This window comes from Novosphingobium kaempferiae, from assembly GCF_021227995.1.
GTDB classification, from domain to species: Bacteria; Pseudomonadota; Alphaproteobacteria; order Sphingomonadales; family Sphingomonadaceae; genus Novosphingobium; species Novosphingobium kaempferiae.
This window is the reverse complement of record NZ_CP089301.1, coordinates 4,004,404-4,019,406: the sequence shown is the minus strand read 5'-3', so window position 1 is coordinate 4,019,406 and position 15,003 is coordinate 4,004,404. Positions and strand designations below refer to the sequence as shown.

Below are 15,003 nucleotides of genomic sequence, written 5' to 3'. Positions count from 1 at the left end.
TCGTTATCCTGCGGCGAAGCCTTCGGCGAAGGCGCGGGCAGGTACGATAGCATCCGTCTGCGCGACTGCCTCACCGATAAGCATCAGCGTGGGACGATCCTGTGCAAAGGCCTGCACCACCAGCGGCAACAGATCGAGCCGGGTACGCAGCCGCTGTTCCTGCGGCAGCGATGCGTCGCAGGCGATCAGCACCGGCGTCGATCCCGGCAGGCCCGCCGCGATCAGCGCCGCGCTGAGTTCCGGCGCGGCGTCCCGGCCCATGTAGACGGCGAGCGTGCAGGCCGGATCGGCCAGCGCCTTCCAGTCGAGATCGAGCGCCTGCCCGTTACGGCTGTGCGCGGTGATGAACTGCACCCGGCGCGCCGTTCCCCGCAACGAGAGGGACAGCCCCGCCGACGCTGCGACCGCACTGGCGGCGGTGATGCCGGGACATACCTTCACGGCAGCGCCAACGGCACGCAGCGCGGTCATTTCCTCGGTCGCGCGGGCGAACATCGCGGGATCGCCGCCCTTGAGGCGCACCACCCGCCTGCCTGCCAGCGCGGCGGCGACGAGCAGTTCGTCGATCGTGCGCTGGTCCTTCGAGTGGCGACCGGAGCGCTTACCGACGCAGACCTTCTCCGTTTCAGCCGGGATCAGGTCGAGTACGCCGGGACCGACGAGCGCGTCGTAGAAGATCACTTCCGCCGCCGCGATCAGCTTTTCCGCCTTGCGGGTCAGCAGGTCGGGATCGCCCGGCCCCGCACCGACCAGCCAGACTTCTCCGGGCGCGATCAGATCATTCTGCTGCATGGACGATCTCCTGAGAGGTTTGGACGAGGATGTTGGCAAGCGCGGGGCGGCACGATCCGCAGTTGGTGCCCGCGCCCAGCGCCTTGCCGATGGCGGGAACGTCGACCAGCGCCTGCTCGCGGATGGCGGCGACGATCTGGTTGAGGCCGATGTCGAAGCAGACGCAGATGGTCGCGCCTTTGTCGGGCTGGCTGCCGGGACCGCGCGCGGCTAGGACGGTGGCGCCCACGCCCTCGACAGCAAGCTGCCCGATGAGCCAGTCGCGCGAGGGCAGCAGGCCGGTGTGGGTGACGAAGAGGACGCCCGCCAGTCTGCCATCGACGATGACCGCGATGCGGCGGGTGCCGCGCGTCAGGTCTATGGCTTCGACGCGCTCGCCGTTCGGCAGGCAGGCTTCGATGCGCGCGGCATCGCCGTTGCCCGCGATCTCGTAGAGCGCACCACCCGGCACCGCCACGCGCGTCGCCCACATGCATGGGACGCGGGCAGGCTCATCTCCGCGCAGGATGAGGAAGCCCTTCCATTCCGTCTCCACCTTCGCGAGCGCGGCGGGGGTGGACTTGAAGCCGGGCTGGCCGGAATGCGGATCGACCAGCGGGCGCGGGAGCAGGCCGGTGCGGCCTCCGGTGGAGGTCTGGTCGGTCCAGTGGATCGGCGTGAAGATCTCTCCCCGGCGCTGGCCCTCGCTGAGCGCGACGCGGAAGGTGCTGTGGCCCTGCGGCGTGGAGACGCGGGCGAGATCGCCATCCTTCAGGCCCAGAGTGGCCGCATCGGCGGGATGAACCTCGACCAGCGGTTCCTCGCGATGGCGCGCCAGCTTGGGGGCGAGGCCGGTGCGGGTCATCGTGTGCCACTGATCGCGGTAGCGCCCGGTGTTGAGCGTCAGCGGCCAGTCGGCCAGCGGTGCCTGCAGTTCCATCTGCACGACCCTGACCATTCGCGCACGCCCGCTCGGCGTCGGAAAGCGACCGTCGGCGAACGGCGTGCCGCCCCAGCGAAACGGCTCCAGCGCATCGTAAGCGGCGTTGCCGATGACGGCCTGGGCAGCGAGGTTCAGCACGCGCGCGCCGTCGTTCTGGTAGGCCGTAAGGCGGGCATGTTCGCGCCAGATGTCAGCGGGGGTGTCGTAGGCGAAGGCGCTCTTCCAGCCCATCCGCCGCCCCACTTCCTTGACGATCCACCAGTCGGGCTTCGCTTCTCCCGGCCGCGCCATGAAGGGGCGCTGGCGGCTGATCGTGCGTTCGGAATTGGTGACGGTGCCGTCCTTCTCCCCCCACGCGGCGGCGGGGAGGCGGACATCGGCGTAGGCGGTGGTATCGGTGTTCGCGATGACGTCGGAGACCACGACGAACGGGCACTTCTCCAGCGCCGTACGCACGTTTCCGGCATCGGGCAGCGAGACGGCAGGGTTCGTCGCCATGACCCACAGCGCCTTGATCCTCCCTTCCCCCATGGCGCGGAACAGGTCCACCGCCTTGAGCCCCGGCTTCGCCGCCATCGACGGCGCCGCCCAGAACCGACCGACACGCGCGACGTTTTCCGGCGCAAAGTCCATGTGCGCCGCCAGCGTCGAGGCAAGGCCGCCCACTTCGCGCCCGCCCATCGCATTGGGCTGGCCGGTGATCGAGAACGGCGCCGCGCCGGGCTGGCCGATCCGCCCGGTGGCGAGGTGGACGTTGATGATCGCGTTGACCTGATCGGTGCCCCGGATCGACTGGTTGATGCCCTGGCTGAACATCGTAACCGTGCGCGGGTTCGCGGCGAACATCTCATAGAACCTGAGCAGCAGCGCGGGATCGAGGTCGCAAGTCTTCGCCGTGGTCCACAGGTCACGCCCGGCGGCGAGATGCTTCCAGAACCCTTCCGGCACTTCGACGTGGCTTTCCATGAACGCCTTGTCGACCATGCCCTGCTCGGCCAGCCACGCAAGGAGGCCGTTCATCAGCGCCACGTCGCTGCCGGGGCGCAGGGGGAGGTGCAGGTCCGCGCCTTCGCAAGTCTCGGTGCGGCGCGGGTCGATGACGATCAGCTTCGTACCACGTTCGGCCCGCGCCGCCTGGATGCGCTGGTAGACGATCGGGTGGCACCAAGCGGTGTTGGAGCCGACGAGGACGATGAGATCCGCCTTCTCCAGATCCTCGTAGCTCGCGGGCACTATGTCCTCGCCGAAGGCGCGGTTGTGGCCCGCCACCGCGCTCGACATGCACAGGCGCGAATTGGTGTCGATGTTGGCCGAGCCGATGAAGCCCTTCATCAGCTTGTTGGCGACGTAATAGTCTTCGGTCAGCAACTGTCCCGAGACGTAAAATGCCACGCTGTCCGGCCCATACTTGGCGATGGTGTCGCGAAAGCGCTTCGCCACGAGGTCCAGCGCCTTGTCCCAGCTTGCCCGCCGGTCCCCGATCATCGGGTGGAGCAGGCGGCCGGCAAGGCCCACCGTCTCGCCCAGATGCGTGCCCTTGGAGCAGAGGCGGCCCGCGTTTGCCGGGTGCGCTGCGTCGCCCCGGATCGTCACCTCGCGCTCGCCGGTCGGCGTAGCGGAGATGCCGCAGCCGACGCCGCAATAGGCGCAGGTCGTGCGGACCGCCTCGCGCATCAGGCCGCGTCCCTCAGGGCTTCAGGATTCTGGGCTTCGGGTCGGGCCAGCAGCAACCGCCCGTTCTCCTCGCGCACGGCGATCGTCGGGGTGCAGCCGCTGTCCGCGCCTTGCGCCTCGCCGCTGGCGAGCGCGATGTTCCAGTTGTGCAGCGGGCAGGCGACCAAGTGCCCATGGACGATGCCCTGGCTGAGCGGCCCCTTCTTGTGCGGGCATTCGTTGACGAGCGCGAAGACCTTGTCGTCGCCGGTGCGGAAGACGGCGATCTCCGGTTCCCCGTCAAGCCGCACCGTGCGCGCGCCGCGCTGGGGAATGTCGCTGAGGGTTCCGATATCGATCCAGTCGGTCATGGGTGTCACTCCGCCGCTTCGAGCGCTTGGGGTTGGAGGTGCTGGTGCAGGTCGGCGCGGTTGCCCGAGGCACGTTCGGCCCACGGATCGTCCTGGCTGAAGCTCTGCGAGTAGAGGAACCGCGCGGCGAGCGCCTTGCGACCCGCCTCGTCCTCGACCACGCGGGCCTTCGCATGATCGACGCCGACGCGCTCGATCCACGGCGCGGTGCGTTCCAGATAGCGCGCTTCCTCGCGGTAGAGCTGGATGAAGGCGGCGCAGTATTCCAGCGCCTCTTCCTCGGTCGCGACCTTGCAGAGGAAGTCGGTGGCGCGCACATGGATGCCGCCGTTGCCGCCGACGCTCAGTTCGTAGCCGCTGTCGACGCAGACGATCCCGAAGTCCTTGATCGTCGCCTCGGCGCAGTTGCGCGGGCAACCGGAGACGGCGATCTTGAACTTGTGCGGCATCCAGCTGCCCCAGGTCATCCGCTCGGTCTTGACGCCGAGGCCGGTGGAATCCTGCGTTCCGAAGCGGCACCACTCCGATCCCACGCAGGTCTTCACGGTGCGCAGCGACTTGCCGTAGGCATGGCCGGAAACCATCCCGGCAGCGTTCAGGTCCGCCCAGACGGCGGGCAAATCTTCCTTCTTGATGCCGAAGATGTCGAGGCGCTGGCCGCCCGTCACCTTCACCATCGGCGCGTCGTACTTTTCCACGACGTCGGCGATGGCGCGCAGTTCGCGCGGGTTGGTGAGGCCACCCCACATGCGCGGGACGACCGAATAAGTGCCGTCCTTCTGGATGTTGGCGTGCATGCGCTCGTTGACGAAGCGGCTCTGCTGGTCGTCCACGTATTCGCCGGGCAGCGCGCAGAGCAGGTAGTAGTTCAGCGCCGGACGGCAGGACGAGCATCCGTCCGGCGTCGTCCAGTGCAGCTTCTGCATGACTTCCGGGATCGAGCGCATGTCCTGCGCGACGATCTCGCGCCGCACGTCGTCGTGGGTGAAGCTGGTGCATTTGCACATCGTCTTCGGGCCGGACTGGACGTCCTCGCCCAGCGTCAGCGCCAGCAGGTTCTCGACGAGGCCGGTGCACTGGCCGCAGCTGGCCGAAGCCTTGCAGCCCGCGCGCACCGCGTCGAGGCTGCACGCCCCCGCTTCGATGCAGCCGACGACCTGCCCCTTGGAAACGCCGTTGCAGCCGCAGATCTCGGCATCGTCCGAGAGCGCCGCAACGGCCGCCTTAGGGTCCAGCGCGCCTCCTCCGGAGGCGAAGGCCTGACCGAAGATCAGCAGGTCGCGGACTTCGGAGACGTCCTCGCCCTTCTTCAGAAGGTCGAAGTACCAGCCACCGTCCGCCGTGTCGCCGTAGAGCACCGCGCCGACGACCTTGTCGTCCTTCACCACGACGCGCTTGTAGACGCCGCGCGCCGCGTCGCGCAGGACGATGTCCTCGCAGCCTTCGCCGCCCGAAAAGTCCCCGGCGGAGAACACGTCGAGCCCTGCGACCTTCAGCTTGGTCGAGGTGACGGAACCGCGATAGCCGGTGTGTCGGTCGGTCAGCCCGTCGGCAAGGCTGCGGCACATGTCCCACAGCGGCGCGACGAGGCCGTATACGTTGCCGTCATGCTCCACGCATTCGCCGACCGCGAGCACCGAGGGGTCGCTCGTCACCATATGGTCGTCCACCTTGATGCCACGATTGACCTCCAGCCCCGCCTCGCGCGCCAGCGCGGTGGATGGGCGGATGCCGACGGCCATGACGACGAGGCTGGCCGTGATCTCGCGCCCGTCCTTGAGGCGGACGCCCTCAACCTTGCCGTCGCCATAGATCTCGGCGGTGTCGGCGCCGGTCAGGATGGTCTGGCCGCGCCCTTCCAGCGCGGACTTGAGCAGCCAGCCCGCCGCTTCGTCCAGCTGGCGCTCCATGAGTGTGGGCATCAGGTGGATGACGGTGACTTTCATGCCGCGCAGGGTCAGGCCGTGCGCCGCTTCCAGCCCCAACAGACCCCCGCCGATGACCACGGCGGAGCCTCCGCCGGAAGCCTTGCCCGCTTCCGCTGCCGCCAGCATCGTGTCCACGTCATGCATGTCGCGGAACGAGATGACGCCGGACAGATCCTTGCCGGGAACCGGGATGATGAAGGGATCGGAGCCGGTCGCGATCAGCAGCCGGTCGTAATGGACGGTGCGGCCCGACCGCGAGGTGACGGTCTTCGCGGCACGGTCAATCGTGGTGACGGGATCGGCGGTGATAAGGTCGATGCCGTTCTCGTCGTACCATTCGCGGGTGTTGATGACGATCTGCTCGAAGGTCTTCTCGCCCGCCAGTACCGGCGAGAGCATGATGCGGTTGTAGTTCACATGCGGCTCGGCGCCGAAGATCGTCACCCGATAGCGGCCCGCATCGCGCGCCAGCAGTTCCTCGACCGCGCGGCACCCTGCCATGCCGTTGCCGACGACGACCAGATGCTCGCGCACATCGTCGGAAGGCACGATCAGCGCATCGTCGTAATCGGAATTGGGTTCGATCCCGTCCTGAAAGTCCATTTTCGAAACTCCGGCTGTCATGGGAATTGGAGCTGAAAACGAGAAAAGGCCGCCATCCGGACCCCCGGTGCGAAACCGGAAGTCTGGATGGCGGCCTTGCCATCGTTCGGTGCCTACATGTCCCGCCAGTGGGACGTTTCGGCGATGTAGGAAGGACAACGCTGCCCTTTGCATTGCAACATAAATGGAATCGCCCGAAGGCTCAAGCGATTCCGTGACGAAACTGTCAGATCGCCCAGTCGAGCTGGACCCAGAACTTGTCGACGTCGGTGGCGAAAGCCTTCGCGTCGTAATGGGCGTAGCGGAGCGCCACCGTGGCCTTGCGCAGCTTTGCCGAAGCCAGCAGGTTGATTTCGTTGCCGTAGTGCTGGTCCAGCCGGTCGCTGTCGAAACGGTGCCAGGTGGCCTGCAAAGTGACGGCGGACAATGCGCCGATCTGCTTCGCGCCATAACCGCCACCCACGTACAGATCGCGCACGCCGTTCGGCGGGGTCGTCAGGAACTTGTCCGCCCAGCCCTGGAACTTGAAGTTGGTGCCGAGCGGGGTCTGGAAGCTGGTGAACGACCGCCCGTCATCGGCGCCGAGCACTTCGTATCCGGCGTTGAGCTTCCAGCCCTTCACGTCCAGCGTCGCATCGGCGAGCCAGTATTCGGCGCTATAGTCGTTGGGGTTGCGGTGCCAGTCGGACTGGCGCGCATAGCTTGCCTGATAGGACAGCTTCACCGCCTTGCCGAAAGCATGCGTCCCGGCGAAGCGCGCGCCATAGGTCTGGCTGGAGAGCCGGAACGCCTGCACCGCCGCCTCGTCCTGATCGACGAGATAGGCGAAACCGGTCAGCGTGCCCAGCGGGGTTTCCCAGGAAAGGTTCGCCAGCACGTTGTCCCCGCCGACCGCCTGCTGCTTTACGCCGCGTCCATCAATGCCCCAGATAGTGCGCACGCTCCAAGCGTAGGACAGGTCGAGCTTGAGGCCCTTCACCGGGACCAGTTCGGCACGGACCGCATCGAAGGTCTGGGCATTGTCGCGGAAGGCGATGTTGCCGACGAAACGCTCGTCGTCGAGGGCGATCTTCTGGCGCCCGGCGATAAGGGTCAGGGCCTTTGTCCTGTACTGCAACTGGGCGAGATAGAGCGCGATGTTCTGCGGATCGGCGACCAGCGGCCGCGTGGCGTCTCCCTGCAGCCCGTCGAAGTAGTTGTCGACCGCTGCGAACGTTCCCTGTGCGACTATGGTGGCGGTCAGTGCGCTCTCAGTCACCTGTAGTCCGCCGCGAACTCGCACCGTCAGAGCGTCCGCATCGGTCGGAAGACCGTCCTGTTCGACATGCTCGTACCGCATCCGCGCCTCGGCGACGGGCTTGACGGTGATCTCCTGAGCGTGCGCGGAATGGGCGCAGGCAATCCCGCCGACGGCCAGAGCGGCCGCCGTCAACTTATTGTTTTTCATGATGTAAGCGTCCCCCTCAGGACGAAAGGAAGTGGGGCGGCGGTGGCTTGGGAACCGCCGCCCCGGTTGCCGGCTCAGATGCGTGCGCCGGTTTTCCAGGTCGCGCGCCAGCGGGCCTTGACCATCGCCACGGAGGCAAGGGCCACGACTGCAAGGCCGGCAAAGATCAGGAAGCCCGGCGCAAAACTGCCGGTGAACTGCTTGGCAAGGCCGAGCGAGCTGGCGAGGTAGAACCCGCCGATGCCGCCCGCCATGCCGACAAGCCCGGTCATCACGCCGATCTCTGCCTGGAAGCGCTGCGGGACCAGCTGGAACACGGAACCGTTGCCGGTGCCCAGCGCCAGCATGGCCAGCACGAACAGCGCCAGCGCGGCGGCAAGGCTGGGCGCCTGCGACACGCCGACAAGCGCGATCACCGCCGCCGCATAAACCATCATCAGCGCCTTCACGCCGCCGATCCGGTCAGCCAGCGCGCCGCCCATCGGGCGCACCAGCGATCCCGCGAAGACGCAGCCTGCGGTGCAGTATCCGGCGACCACGGTGCTGAGGCCGAACTGGTCGGTGAAGTAGATCGGCAGCGATGCGGCAAGGCCAACGAAGCCGCCGAACGTCACGGCATAGAAGGCCATCAGCCACCACGCATCGGCCTGCTTGAGCAGCGCGGCATAGTCCACGAACTTGCGCGGCGCGGGCGGATTGGGGGCGTCCTTGGCGATGGCGAGGTAGATCGCCAGCACGGCCACCAGCGGGATGCAGGCAAGGCCCAGCACCGCATTCCAGCCGAACATCTTCGCCAGCGTCGGCGCGAACAGGGCGGCGAAGACGGTGCCCGAATTGCCCATGCCCGCAAGGCCCATCGCCTTGCCCTGATGTTCGGGCGGATACCACCGGCTCGCCAGCGGCAGCGCCACCGCGAAGCTGGCGCCCGCAAAGCCCAGGATCACGCCCAGCGCCAGCGTGCCGCCAAAGCTGCTGACGCCCATCGTCCAGGCCGTGAACAGGCCGAGGATGACGATGATCTGGTTGATCGCGCCCGAACGTTTGGGGCCGATGCGGTCCACCAGCAGCCCGTTGACGACGCGCAGCAGCGCGCCCGCCAGCGTCGGCACGGCGACCATCAGGCCCTTTTGCGCAGGCGTCAGGCCCAGCGTCTTCGAGATTTCCGGCGCCAGCGGGCCGAGCAGCACCCACACCATGAAGGCGAGGTCGAAATAGAGGAAGGCCGCGACGAGCGTCGGCGCGTGGCCGGCTTTCCAGAAGCTCACGGAAGCGCTGGCTCCCAGATCAGACTGCGCGTGATCGGCGGCGGATTCGTCATCGGGTCGCCAGTATGCGGTTGCCATTTTGTGTCCCTCATAACCCTGAAACGGAAACGAAAAAAGCCGCAGGCCGGACGTCACCATGGGGTGAGCCCGGTCAGCGGCTTTGCTGCGAATTTCGGTGAGGATGGCCTCCCGCCCTTGGGACGGCTATCCGGTATGGGCGCGCATCATCGCGCGACGTTCATATAGTCACGCGATTCGCTGAATCTGGCAAGATGCAAAATCGCGTGGAATTTCAGCGGGTCTGCGAAAAGCCCGAGACGTAGTCCGCGATCCGCTCGGGATCGAAAACGCGGCCGTCGAAGAAGCGATCGGGGCCAAGCGTGAGGTCGCCCTTGCGCGATCCGACCCCGAGCGGCGCACCCACGGCGCCCTCCAGCTTCATGCTCGCCCCCGGCATCGGCAGGTCGCTGCCCGCCAGCGCGCGGCGATAAACATCCGGGCGGAACACCGCCGCCGCCTTCGCCTCCGTTTCGTCGGAGGGCTCCGCCATTTTCCAGCGCACCAGCTGCGAATAGATCCACAGCGCTTGGCTGCGCCACGGGAACGATGTCGCCTCCCGCGAGAACAGCACGAAGTCGGGAGACGACACCGCCGCGTCGCCTGCCCTCGGAACGATCGTCCCGGTCAGGGCGCGCAGGATCAGGTCGGACGGCTGGCCGACGTAGCGCGGATCGGCAAGGATATCGGCCAGCGCCTCCCGGTTGCCGGGCTCGTCGCACCAGACGGCGGCGCGGGCGAGCGCGCGCAGCAGGCGGTCCACGGTGTCCGGGTTCTCGTCCAGCCAGTTCTCGCGGAAGGCCAGCACTTTCTCGACGCCGCGCTGCCAGATGCGCTCACCGATGGCGACGGCTTCGGCCCGCCCGGAATCGATGGCGGCGCTACCCCATGGCTCGCCGGCGATGAAACCGTCGATCTCTCCGCCATGGATCGCTTCGACCGTCAACGAAGGGGGCAACACGCGCAGCACCACATCGCGGTCCGGGTCCACGCCCGCACTGGCGAGCCAGTAGCGCAGCATAAGCGCATGGCTGGAGAAGCGATGGACGACGCCGATCACCGGCTTGCGTCGCCACAACCCGATGGCCGCCGCGAAGTCGTGCGCGGTGCCCAGCGGATCGGCCAGCCGCGCCGCAGGATCGGGAGCGAGCGCAGCGGCGAAGTCCTTCGCCATGACCAGCATGTTGCCGTTGACGCCCAGCTTGAAGGGCGCCGCCAGCGCGGCAGGCTGCTGGCTCAGCCCCAGCGTCACCGCGACCGCCAGCGGGGCCAGCATGTGCGCGGCCTGCACCTGTCCGTAGACCAGCCGGTCACGCAGGGTCGCCCAGCTCGTCGTGCGCACGAGGTCGAGCGCGATGCCCTCCTCCTCGGCAAAGCCGCGCTCGCGCGCGACGGCCAGCACGGCGACGTCGTTGAGCGGCAGGAAGGCGATACGAAGGCTGGTCGTCATTATATCCCTCCCAACAGATCGCTGGCGGTTATGAGCGCCTGCGCGACGTCGACGAGCTTCTTCCCCTGGTTCATCGCGGTGGAGCGCAGCAGAGCATAGGCATCCTGTTCCGACAGGGCGCGCTGGTTCATCAGGATGGACTTGGCGCGGTCGATCACCTTGCGGTCGGCCAGCGCGGTGCGCGCCTCCTCGAGTTCGGTCTGCATGCGGGAGAAGGCATTGAACCGGCGCACCGCAAGCTCCAGCACCGGCTTCACACGCTCCTTGCGCAGCCCGTCGACGACATAGGCGGACACGCCCGCATCGATCGCCGCGCCGATCATCGCCTCGTCCGACTGGTCCACGAACATCGCGATGGGCCGCGCCAATGCCCGGCTGACGGTGAGCATTTCCTCGAGCGTATCGCGGCTCGGGCTGCCGAGGTCCATGAGCACGACATCGGGCGCCATGCGCTCCAGACGCGCGACGAAGGCACCGCGCGGCGGGACGATGTGGATGTCATCGTAACCCGCATCGCGCAGCCCCTCTTCGAGCACGGTCGCCCGAAGCCCGCTGTCGTCGATGATGACAATCCGCATGAAGGCCCCTTCGCCGGGGAGCATTGCCGCAACTCGCTTGGCCTCGTCAATCCTCGGCGAACAGCGCGTCAGGACACGCTTTGTAACGCAATGCCCTCGAACACCCGCCCGCCCTGTGCGTTGCCTGCGCGCTTCAGGGAATGAATGCGCCCTGCGCCATCGGCATATTTTCCGGGGTTGGTCTGGTTGCGCACACCAACGGCGTTGAGGCGATTCTGAACACGGCGGGTCATGACTGAGTGCTCCTGAAGAGCGGCCCACCCCGCCTGAGGGTGCTGAGATTGTGCTTTGGAGGGCAAATCGAACCCTCCTTTCCACCTCCCTTTGAGGGCTCGCTACCCCCCTTTGACCCCTCATTTCGGGGTGCGAAGCAGCGAGACGCAAGGAGAATACATGGAAAACTAAAGCTTTCCAATGCCCTGATTTTAAATGATTTTTGAGACGCTCCAAGATCACTTGGAACGTTTTGAGCCGACGATGGTGGCGGAGACGCCGGGATTCGAACCCGGGGTGCCCCCTTAAGGGCACGACGGTTTAGCAAACCGCTGGTTTCAGCCACTCACCCACGTCTCCGAGTGCGGCTTGGAGCGGTGCCTATAGCGGGGGGATTCGAGGGCGACAAGGGGGGACCACGCAAGAAAATACTTTTGCACAACCCCACCCGTTTCCGCCGATTTTCGATTCGCCCTGCCGCAAAACCGACTCGTGTCGTCGCCCGTTCATTGCGAGGTCAGGCGCGGTGGATTCTTGTGCGATGACGCCAGTTTTGACCGCGCGCGGTGCGCGGGGGACGTGGGAGCGCCGGATTCGGCCTCAGGAACAGCACGAAGGTAAGCACGCCATGATCGGACATCACAAGCAAGGCCGCGGGATCGCCGTCAAGGTCGCGGCGGCGCTGCTCACGGTGCTCACGCCGCTCGCGCCCGCCATGGCGCAGGTCACGACCGTCGATCCGGACGCCGCGATCGACTCCGATCTCAATCAGGGCACCACCTATTCGCCCGTTCCGCCTGCCGGAGACCCGGGCAACGGCACTCCGGTCGAAGCGCCCCCGGCGACCGACTGGAACGGCGGCCAGTCGCCCGCTTATCCTGCCCCGACGCCCGCGCCTTCTGCCCCCGGCGCGCCTGCGGTGGCGACACAGGACACCTCGACCTATCGCGAGGACGACCTCATCGGCGCGGCCGAGGGCGTGTTCGGCAAGGGCGCGAAGGGCCTCGCCGACATCATCAAGGATCTCCTCGCCAAGCAGGGCGAGCCCAACGGCTACATCGTCGGGCGCGAGGCCGGCGGCGCGATCGCGGTGGGCCTGCGCTACGGTTCGGGCACGCTGCACCACAAGGTCGAGGGCGAGCGCCCGGTCTACTGGACCGGCCCCTCCATCGGCTTCGACGCGGGCGCCAACGCGGGCAACGCCTTCGTGCTGGTCTACAACCTCTACGACACGCAGGAACTGTTCCACCGCTTCGGCGCGGGCGAGGGTCAGGCCTATCTCGTCGGCGGCTTCACCGTCAGCTACCTGCGCCGCGGCAACACCGTGCTGATTCCCGTGCGCGCGGGCGCGGGCCTGCGCCTGGGCGCGAACATCGGCTACATGAAGTTCTCCGAAAAGCAGAGCTGGCTGCCGTTCTGACGTAACTTTATTGCGCATCCACGCGACCGCTGCACTAGGCGGTTGCGCTGGATCGCAGGCAGGGCTAAGGGCCGCCCGCCATGCTCAACGACCTCAAGCAACAGCCCGCCGACGCGCTCCTCGCGCTCATCAAGCTCCACAACAACGATCCGCGCGCGGACAAGATCGACCTCGGCGTCGGCGTCTACAAGACCGCCGATGGCGCGACGCCGGTGTTCGCCGCGATCAAGGCGGCCGAGCAGAAGCTGGTCGACGGGCAGGACACCAAGGCCTACCTCGGCCCCGAAGGCGACATGGGCTTCGTCGAAAAGCTGATGCCCTACGTGTTCGGCAAGGCGAATCCGACCATGGACGGCCGCATCGACGGCATGCAGACCCCGGGCGGCACCGGTTCGCTGCGCCTCGCACTCGCGATGGTCCAGCGCGCGGGCTACAAGCGCATCATCGTCGGCAAGCCGAGCTGGCCGAACCACAACCAGATCTGCGCCGACCTCGGCCTCGACGTTCTCGAATTCAACCACGCCACCGCTGACGGCGCCGACATGGACGCCCTGCGCGCCGCCATCGCCGGGGCTCAGGAAGGCGACGCCATCCTGTTGCACGGCTGCTGCCACAACCCGACCGGCATCGACTACACCAACGCCGAGTGGGACGAGATCGCCGCCCTGCTCGCCGCCTCGACCATCCTGCCCGTGCTCGACCTCGCCTACCAGGGTCTCGGCAAGGGCATGGAAGAGGACGCCTACGGCCTGCGCCGCGTCCTCGCCGCCGTGCCGGAAGCGCTGATCTGCTATTCGTGCGACAAGAACTTCGGCCTCTACCGTGACCGCGTCGGCGCGCTCTACGTGATGGTCGCCGATGCCGCCGATGTCTCCAAGGTGATGTCGAACGGCTATGCGCTGGCCCGCTCCAACTGGTCGCAGCCGCCAGATCACGGCGCCGCCGCCGTGCGCCTCATCCTCGAGGACGAGACCCTGACCGCGCAGTGGCTCGGCGAACTGGACGAGATGCGCGATCGCATGCGCGAAGTGCGCGCCACGCTTCAGGCGGCCGGCAAGACCGGCGGCGTCGACCTGACGCCGGTGGGTTCGCAGAACGGCCTGTTCTCGATCATCCCGTTCACCCCGGAGCAGGTGCAGGCCATGCGCGCCAAGCACGGCATCTACTTCGCCGCATCGGGCCGCATCAACGTGGCGGGCCTGACCAAGGGCAACATCGAGCAGTTCATCGCCGCCGTCGCGGACGTGACTGCCTGACATGAACCGGCAGCCGGTTCTCGTCGGGGACCGGCTGACGCTGCGGCCCCTGCTGCCCACGGATTGGGAGGCGCTGTTCGCGGTCGCCTCCGATCCCGCGATCTGGGCCGTCCACCCCTCGCACGACCGCTGGCAGGAGCCGGTGTTCCGCGCCTTCTTCGATGACGCGCTGGAAGGTGGCGGGGCTTTCGCCATCGTCGACAACGCCACCGGCGCGATCGTCGGTTCGAGCCGCTACGGCGCGCCCGAAGCCGAAGGGCCGGGCGAGATCGAGATCGGCTGGTCGTTCCTTGCCCGCGACTGCTGGGGCAAGGGCTGGAACGCCGAATTCAAGCGCCTGATGCTGGCGCACGCGCTGTCCCACTTCGATCGCGTGATCTTCCAGGTCGGCGCCGACAACGTGGTGTCGCGCCGGGCCATGGCGAACATCGGCGGGCGACTGGTCGAAGGCCGGACGCGCAGCTACGAGCGCTGCGGCGTCATGGTCGATCACGTCATCTTCGAGATCACGCGCAAAAGCTTTGCCGCAGGCCCGCTGGCCTGATCGATCCGGGCGCGCAACCCGGCATCGTCCAGCGCCGACAGCGCCAGCATCGCGGCATAGGGATCGCCCGGCAGGTCGAGCACCTGCGCGAAGGCAGGCTCGGTCTTCGCACCCGTGGCGCGCGCCTGCATCACCGCGTCGCGAAAGGTCGGACCGCCAAGGTCGAGCAGCCTGCGCTCCACGTCGAAATGCTGCCAGCCGACCTGCTCCACCACCGGCAGGGGTGAGCCGAATATCTCGAACGGCACGCCCCGCAGCGTGAACGCGGCGACGACGGCGCGCTCGCCCCTCGCCCACTGGTGCATCGCGAAGTCCGCGCAACCGGCGAAGGCCTGCCATACGTCCTGCGCGAAACCGGCGGCGTCGGGCGCGTGGCACAGCACGTCGATGTCGCTCCCCTCGACGTCGAGACCAAGCGGGAACGTGCCCGCGACGTGCGGGTCCAACGGGGCGAGGACTTCCAGCACCCGGCTCTGCGCAAGGGCTTCGCGCCAGTCGGCCATG

Annotated in this window: 13 protein-coding genes and 1 tRNA gene; 3 read left to right on the top strand and 11 right to left on the bottom strand. The window is 67.3% G+C overall.

Going from position 1 to position 15,003, the window contains the following annotated elements; genetic code table 11:
- Positions 1 to 3: 3 nt before the first annotated feature.
- The 10 genes from cobA to LO787_RS18265 form a co-directional block, all read right to left on the bottom strand.
- Positions 4 to 792 (bottom strand): uroporphyrinogen-III C-methyltransferase, encoded by a 789-nt coding sequence (gene cobA, locus LO787_RS18310; RefSeq protein WP_232492420.1) that lies wholly within the window; start codon positions 790 to 792, stop codon positions 4 to 6.
- Positions 779 to 3,388 carry a nitrate reductase gene (locus LO787_RS18305; protein WP_232492419.1) on the bottom strand — a complete coding sequence of 870 codons (2,610 nt, stop codon included), beginning with the start codon at positions 3,386 to 3,388 and terminating at the stop codon, positions 779 to 781. The genes cobA and LO787_RS18305 overlap by 14 nt, the downstream gene beginning before the upstream one ends.
- Positions 3,388 to 3,738 (bottom strand): nitrite reductase small subunit NirD, encoded by a 351-nt coding sequence (nirD, locus tag LO787_RS18300; protein ID WP_232492418.1) that lies wholly within the window; start codon positions 3,736 to 3,738, stop codon positions 3,388 to 3,390. The genes LO787_RS18305 and nirD overlap by 1 nt, the downstream gene beginning before the upstream one ends.
- Positions 3,739 to 3,743: 5 nt before the next feature.
- Positions 3,744 to 6,269: a nitrite reductase large subunit NirB gene (gene nirB / locus LO787_RS18295; protein ID WP_232492417.1), complete on the bottom strand. Its 2,526-nt coding sequence runs from the start codon at positions 6,267 to 6,269 to the stop codon at positions 3,744 to 3,746.
- A 226-nt stretch (positions 6,270 to 6,495) separates the two neighbouring features.
- Positions 6,496 to 7,716 (bottom strand): hypothetical protein, encoded by a 1,221-nt coding sequence (locus LO787_RS18290; protein ID WP_232492416.1) that lies wholly within the window; start codon positions 7,714 to 7,716, stop codon positions 6,496 to 6,498.
- Between the two features lie 74 nt (positions 7,717 to 7,790).
- Entirely contained in the window at positions 7,791 to 9,059 is a 1,269-nt protein-coding gene (locus LO787_RS18285) for a nitrate/nitrite transporter (protein ID WP_232492415.1), read from the bottom strand.
- A gap of 214 nt (positions 9,060 to 9,273) precedes the next feature.
- Positions 9,274 to 10,488: an ABC transporter substrate-binding protein gene (locus LO787_RS18280; protein ID WP_232492414.1), complete on the bottom strand. Its 1,215-nt coding sequence runs from the start codon at positions 10,486 to 10,488 to the stop codon at positions 9,274 to 9,276.
- The gene (locus LO787_RS18275) at positions 10,488 to 11,066 is read right to left on the bottom strand and encodes an ANTAR domain-containing response regulator (protein ID WP_232492413.1); all 579 of its coding nucleotides are present in this window, start codon (positions 11,064 to 11,066) and stop codon (positions 10,488 to 10,490) included. Before LO787_RS18275 ends, LO787_RS18280 begins: the two co-directional genes overlap by 1 nt.
- Before the next feature lie 68 nt (positions 11,067 to 11,134).
- Positions 11,135 to 11,299, bottom strand: a complete 165-nt coding sequence (locus LO787_RS18270) for a hypothetical protein (RefSeq protein ID WP_232492412.1) — start codon at positions 11,297 to 11,299, stop codon at positions 11,135 to 11,137.
- 248 nt (positions 11,300 to 11,547) lie between these two features.
- Positions 11,548 to 11,639 (bottom strand) — tRNA-Ser (locus tag LO787_RS18265).
- Positions 11,640 to 11,907: 268 nt separating this feature from the next.
- On the opposite strand from LO787_RS18265, the gene LO787_RS18260 reads away from it, so the two are divergent.
- From LO787_RS18260 to LO787_RS18250, 3 genes are all read left to right on the top strand, one after another.
- Positions 11,908 to 12,699, top strand: a complete 792-nt coding sequence (locus LO787_RS18260) for a DUF1134 domain-containing protein (RefSeq protein ID WP_232492411.1) — start codon at positions 11,908 to 11,910, stop codon at positions 12,697 to 12,699.
- Positions 12,700 to 12,779: 80 nt separating this feature from the next.
- Complete coding sequence (locus LO787_RS18255) at positions 12,780 to 13,955, top strand: amino acid aminotransferase (protein WP_232492410.1); 1,176 nt, start codon at positions 12,780 to 12,782, stop codon at positions 13,953 to 13,955.
- 1 nt (position 13,956) lies between these two features.
- Entirely contained in the window at positions 13,957 to 14,499 is a 543-nt protein-coding gene (locus LO787_RS18250) for a GNAT family N-acetyltransferase (RefSeq protein ID WP_232492409.1), read from the top strand.
- Here the strand turns inward: LO787_RS18250 and LO787_RS18245 are convergent.
- Complete coding sequence (locus LO787_RS18245) at positions 14,445 to 15,002, bottom strand: DUF4269 domain-containing protein (protein ID WP_232492408.1); 558 nt, start codon at positions 15,000 to 15,002, stop codon at positions 14,445 to 14,447. The two genes, LO787_RS18250 and LO787_RS18245, sit on opposite strands and share 55 nt — an antisense overlap.
- Between the last annotated feature and the right edge of the window lies 1 nt (position 15,003).

Coding starts and splice junctions, on each gene's coding strand:
- nirD (WP_232492418.1), bottom strand. CDS start 3,738: ATGACCGACTGGATCGATATCGGAACCCTCAGCGACATTCCCCAGCGC.
- LO787_RS18280 (WP_232492414.1), bottom strand. CDS start 10,488: ATGACGACCAGCCTTCGTATCGCCTTCCTGCCGCTCAACGACGTCGCC.
- LO787_RS18290 (WP_232492416.1), bottom strand. CDS start 7,716: ATGAAAAACAATAAGTTGACGGCGGCCGCTCTGGCCGTCGGCGGGATT.
- nirB (WP_232492417.1), bottom strand. CDS start 6,269: ATGGACTTTCAGGACGGGATCGAACCCAATTCCGATTACGACGATGCG.
- LO787_RS18270 (WP_232492412.1), bottom strand. CDS start 11,299: ATGACCCGCCGTGTTCAGAATCGCCTCAACGCCGTTGGTGTGCGCAAC.
- LO787_RS18260 (WP_232492411.1), top strand. CDS start 11,908: ATGATCGGACATCACAAGCAAGGCCGCGGGATCGCCGTCAAGGTCGCG.
- LO787_RS18305 (WP_232492419.1), bottom strand. CDS start 3,388: ATGCGCGAGGCGGTCCGCACGACCTGCGCCTATTGCGGCGTCGGCTGC.
- LO787_RS18250 (WP_232492409.1), top strand. CDS start 13,957: ATGAACCGGCAGCCGGTTCTCGTCGGGGACCGGCTGACGCTGCGGCCC.
- LO787_RS18275 (WP_232492413.1), bottom strand. CDS start 11,066: ATGCGGATTGTCATCATCGACGACAGCGGGCTTCGGGCGACCGTGCTC.
- cobA (WP_232492420.1), bottom strand. CDS start 792: ATGCAGCAGAATGATCTGATCGCGCCCGGAGAAGTCTGGCTGGTCGGT.
- LO787_RS18255 (WP_232492410.1), top strand. CDS start 12,780: ATGCTCAACGACCTCAAGCAACAGCCCGCCGACGCGCTCCTCGCGCTC.
- LO787_RS18285 (WP_232492415.1), bottom strand. CDS start 9,059: ATGGCAACCGCATACTGGCGACCCGATGACGAATCCGCCGCCGATCAC.
- LO787_RS18245 (WP_232492408.1), bottom strand. CDS start 15,002: ATGGCCGACTGGCGCGAAGCCCTTGCGCAGAGCCGGGTGCTGGAAGTC.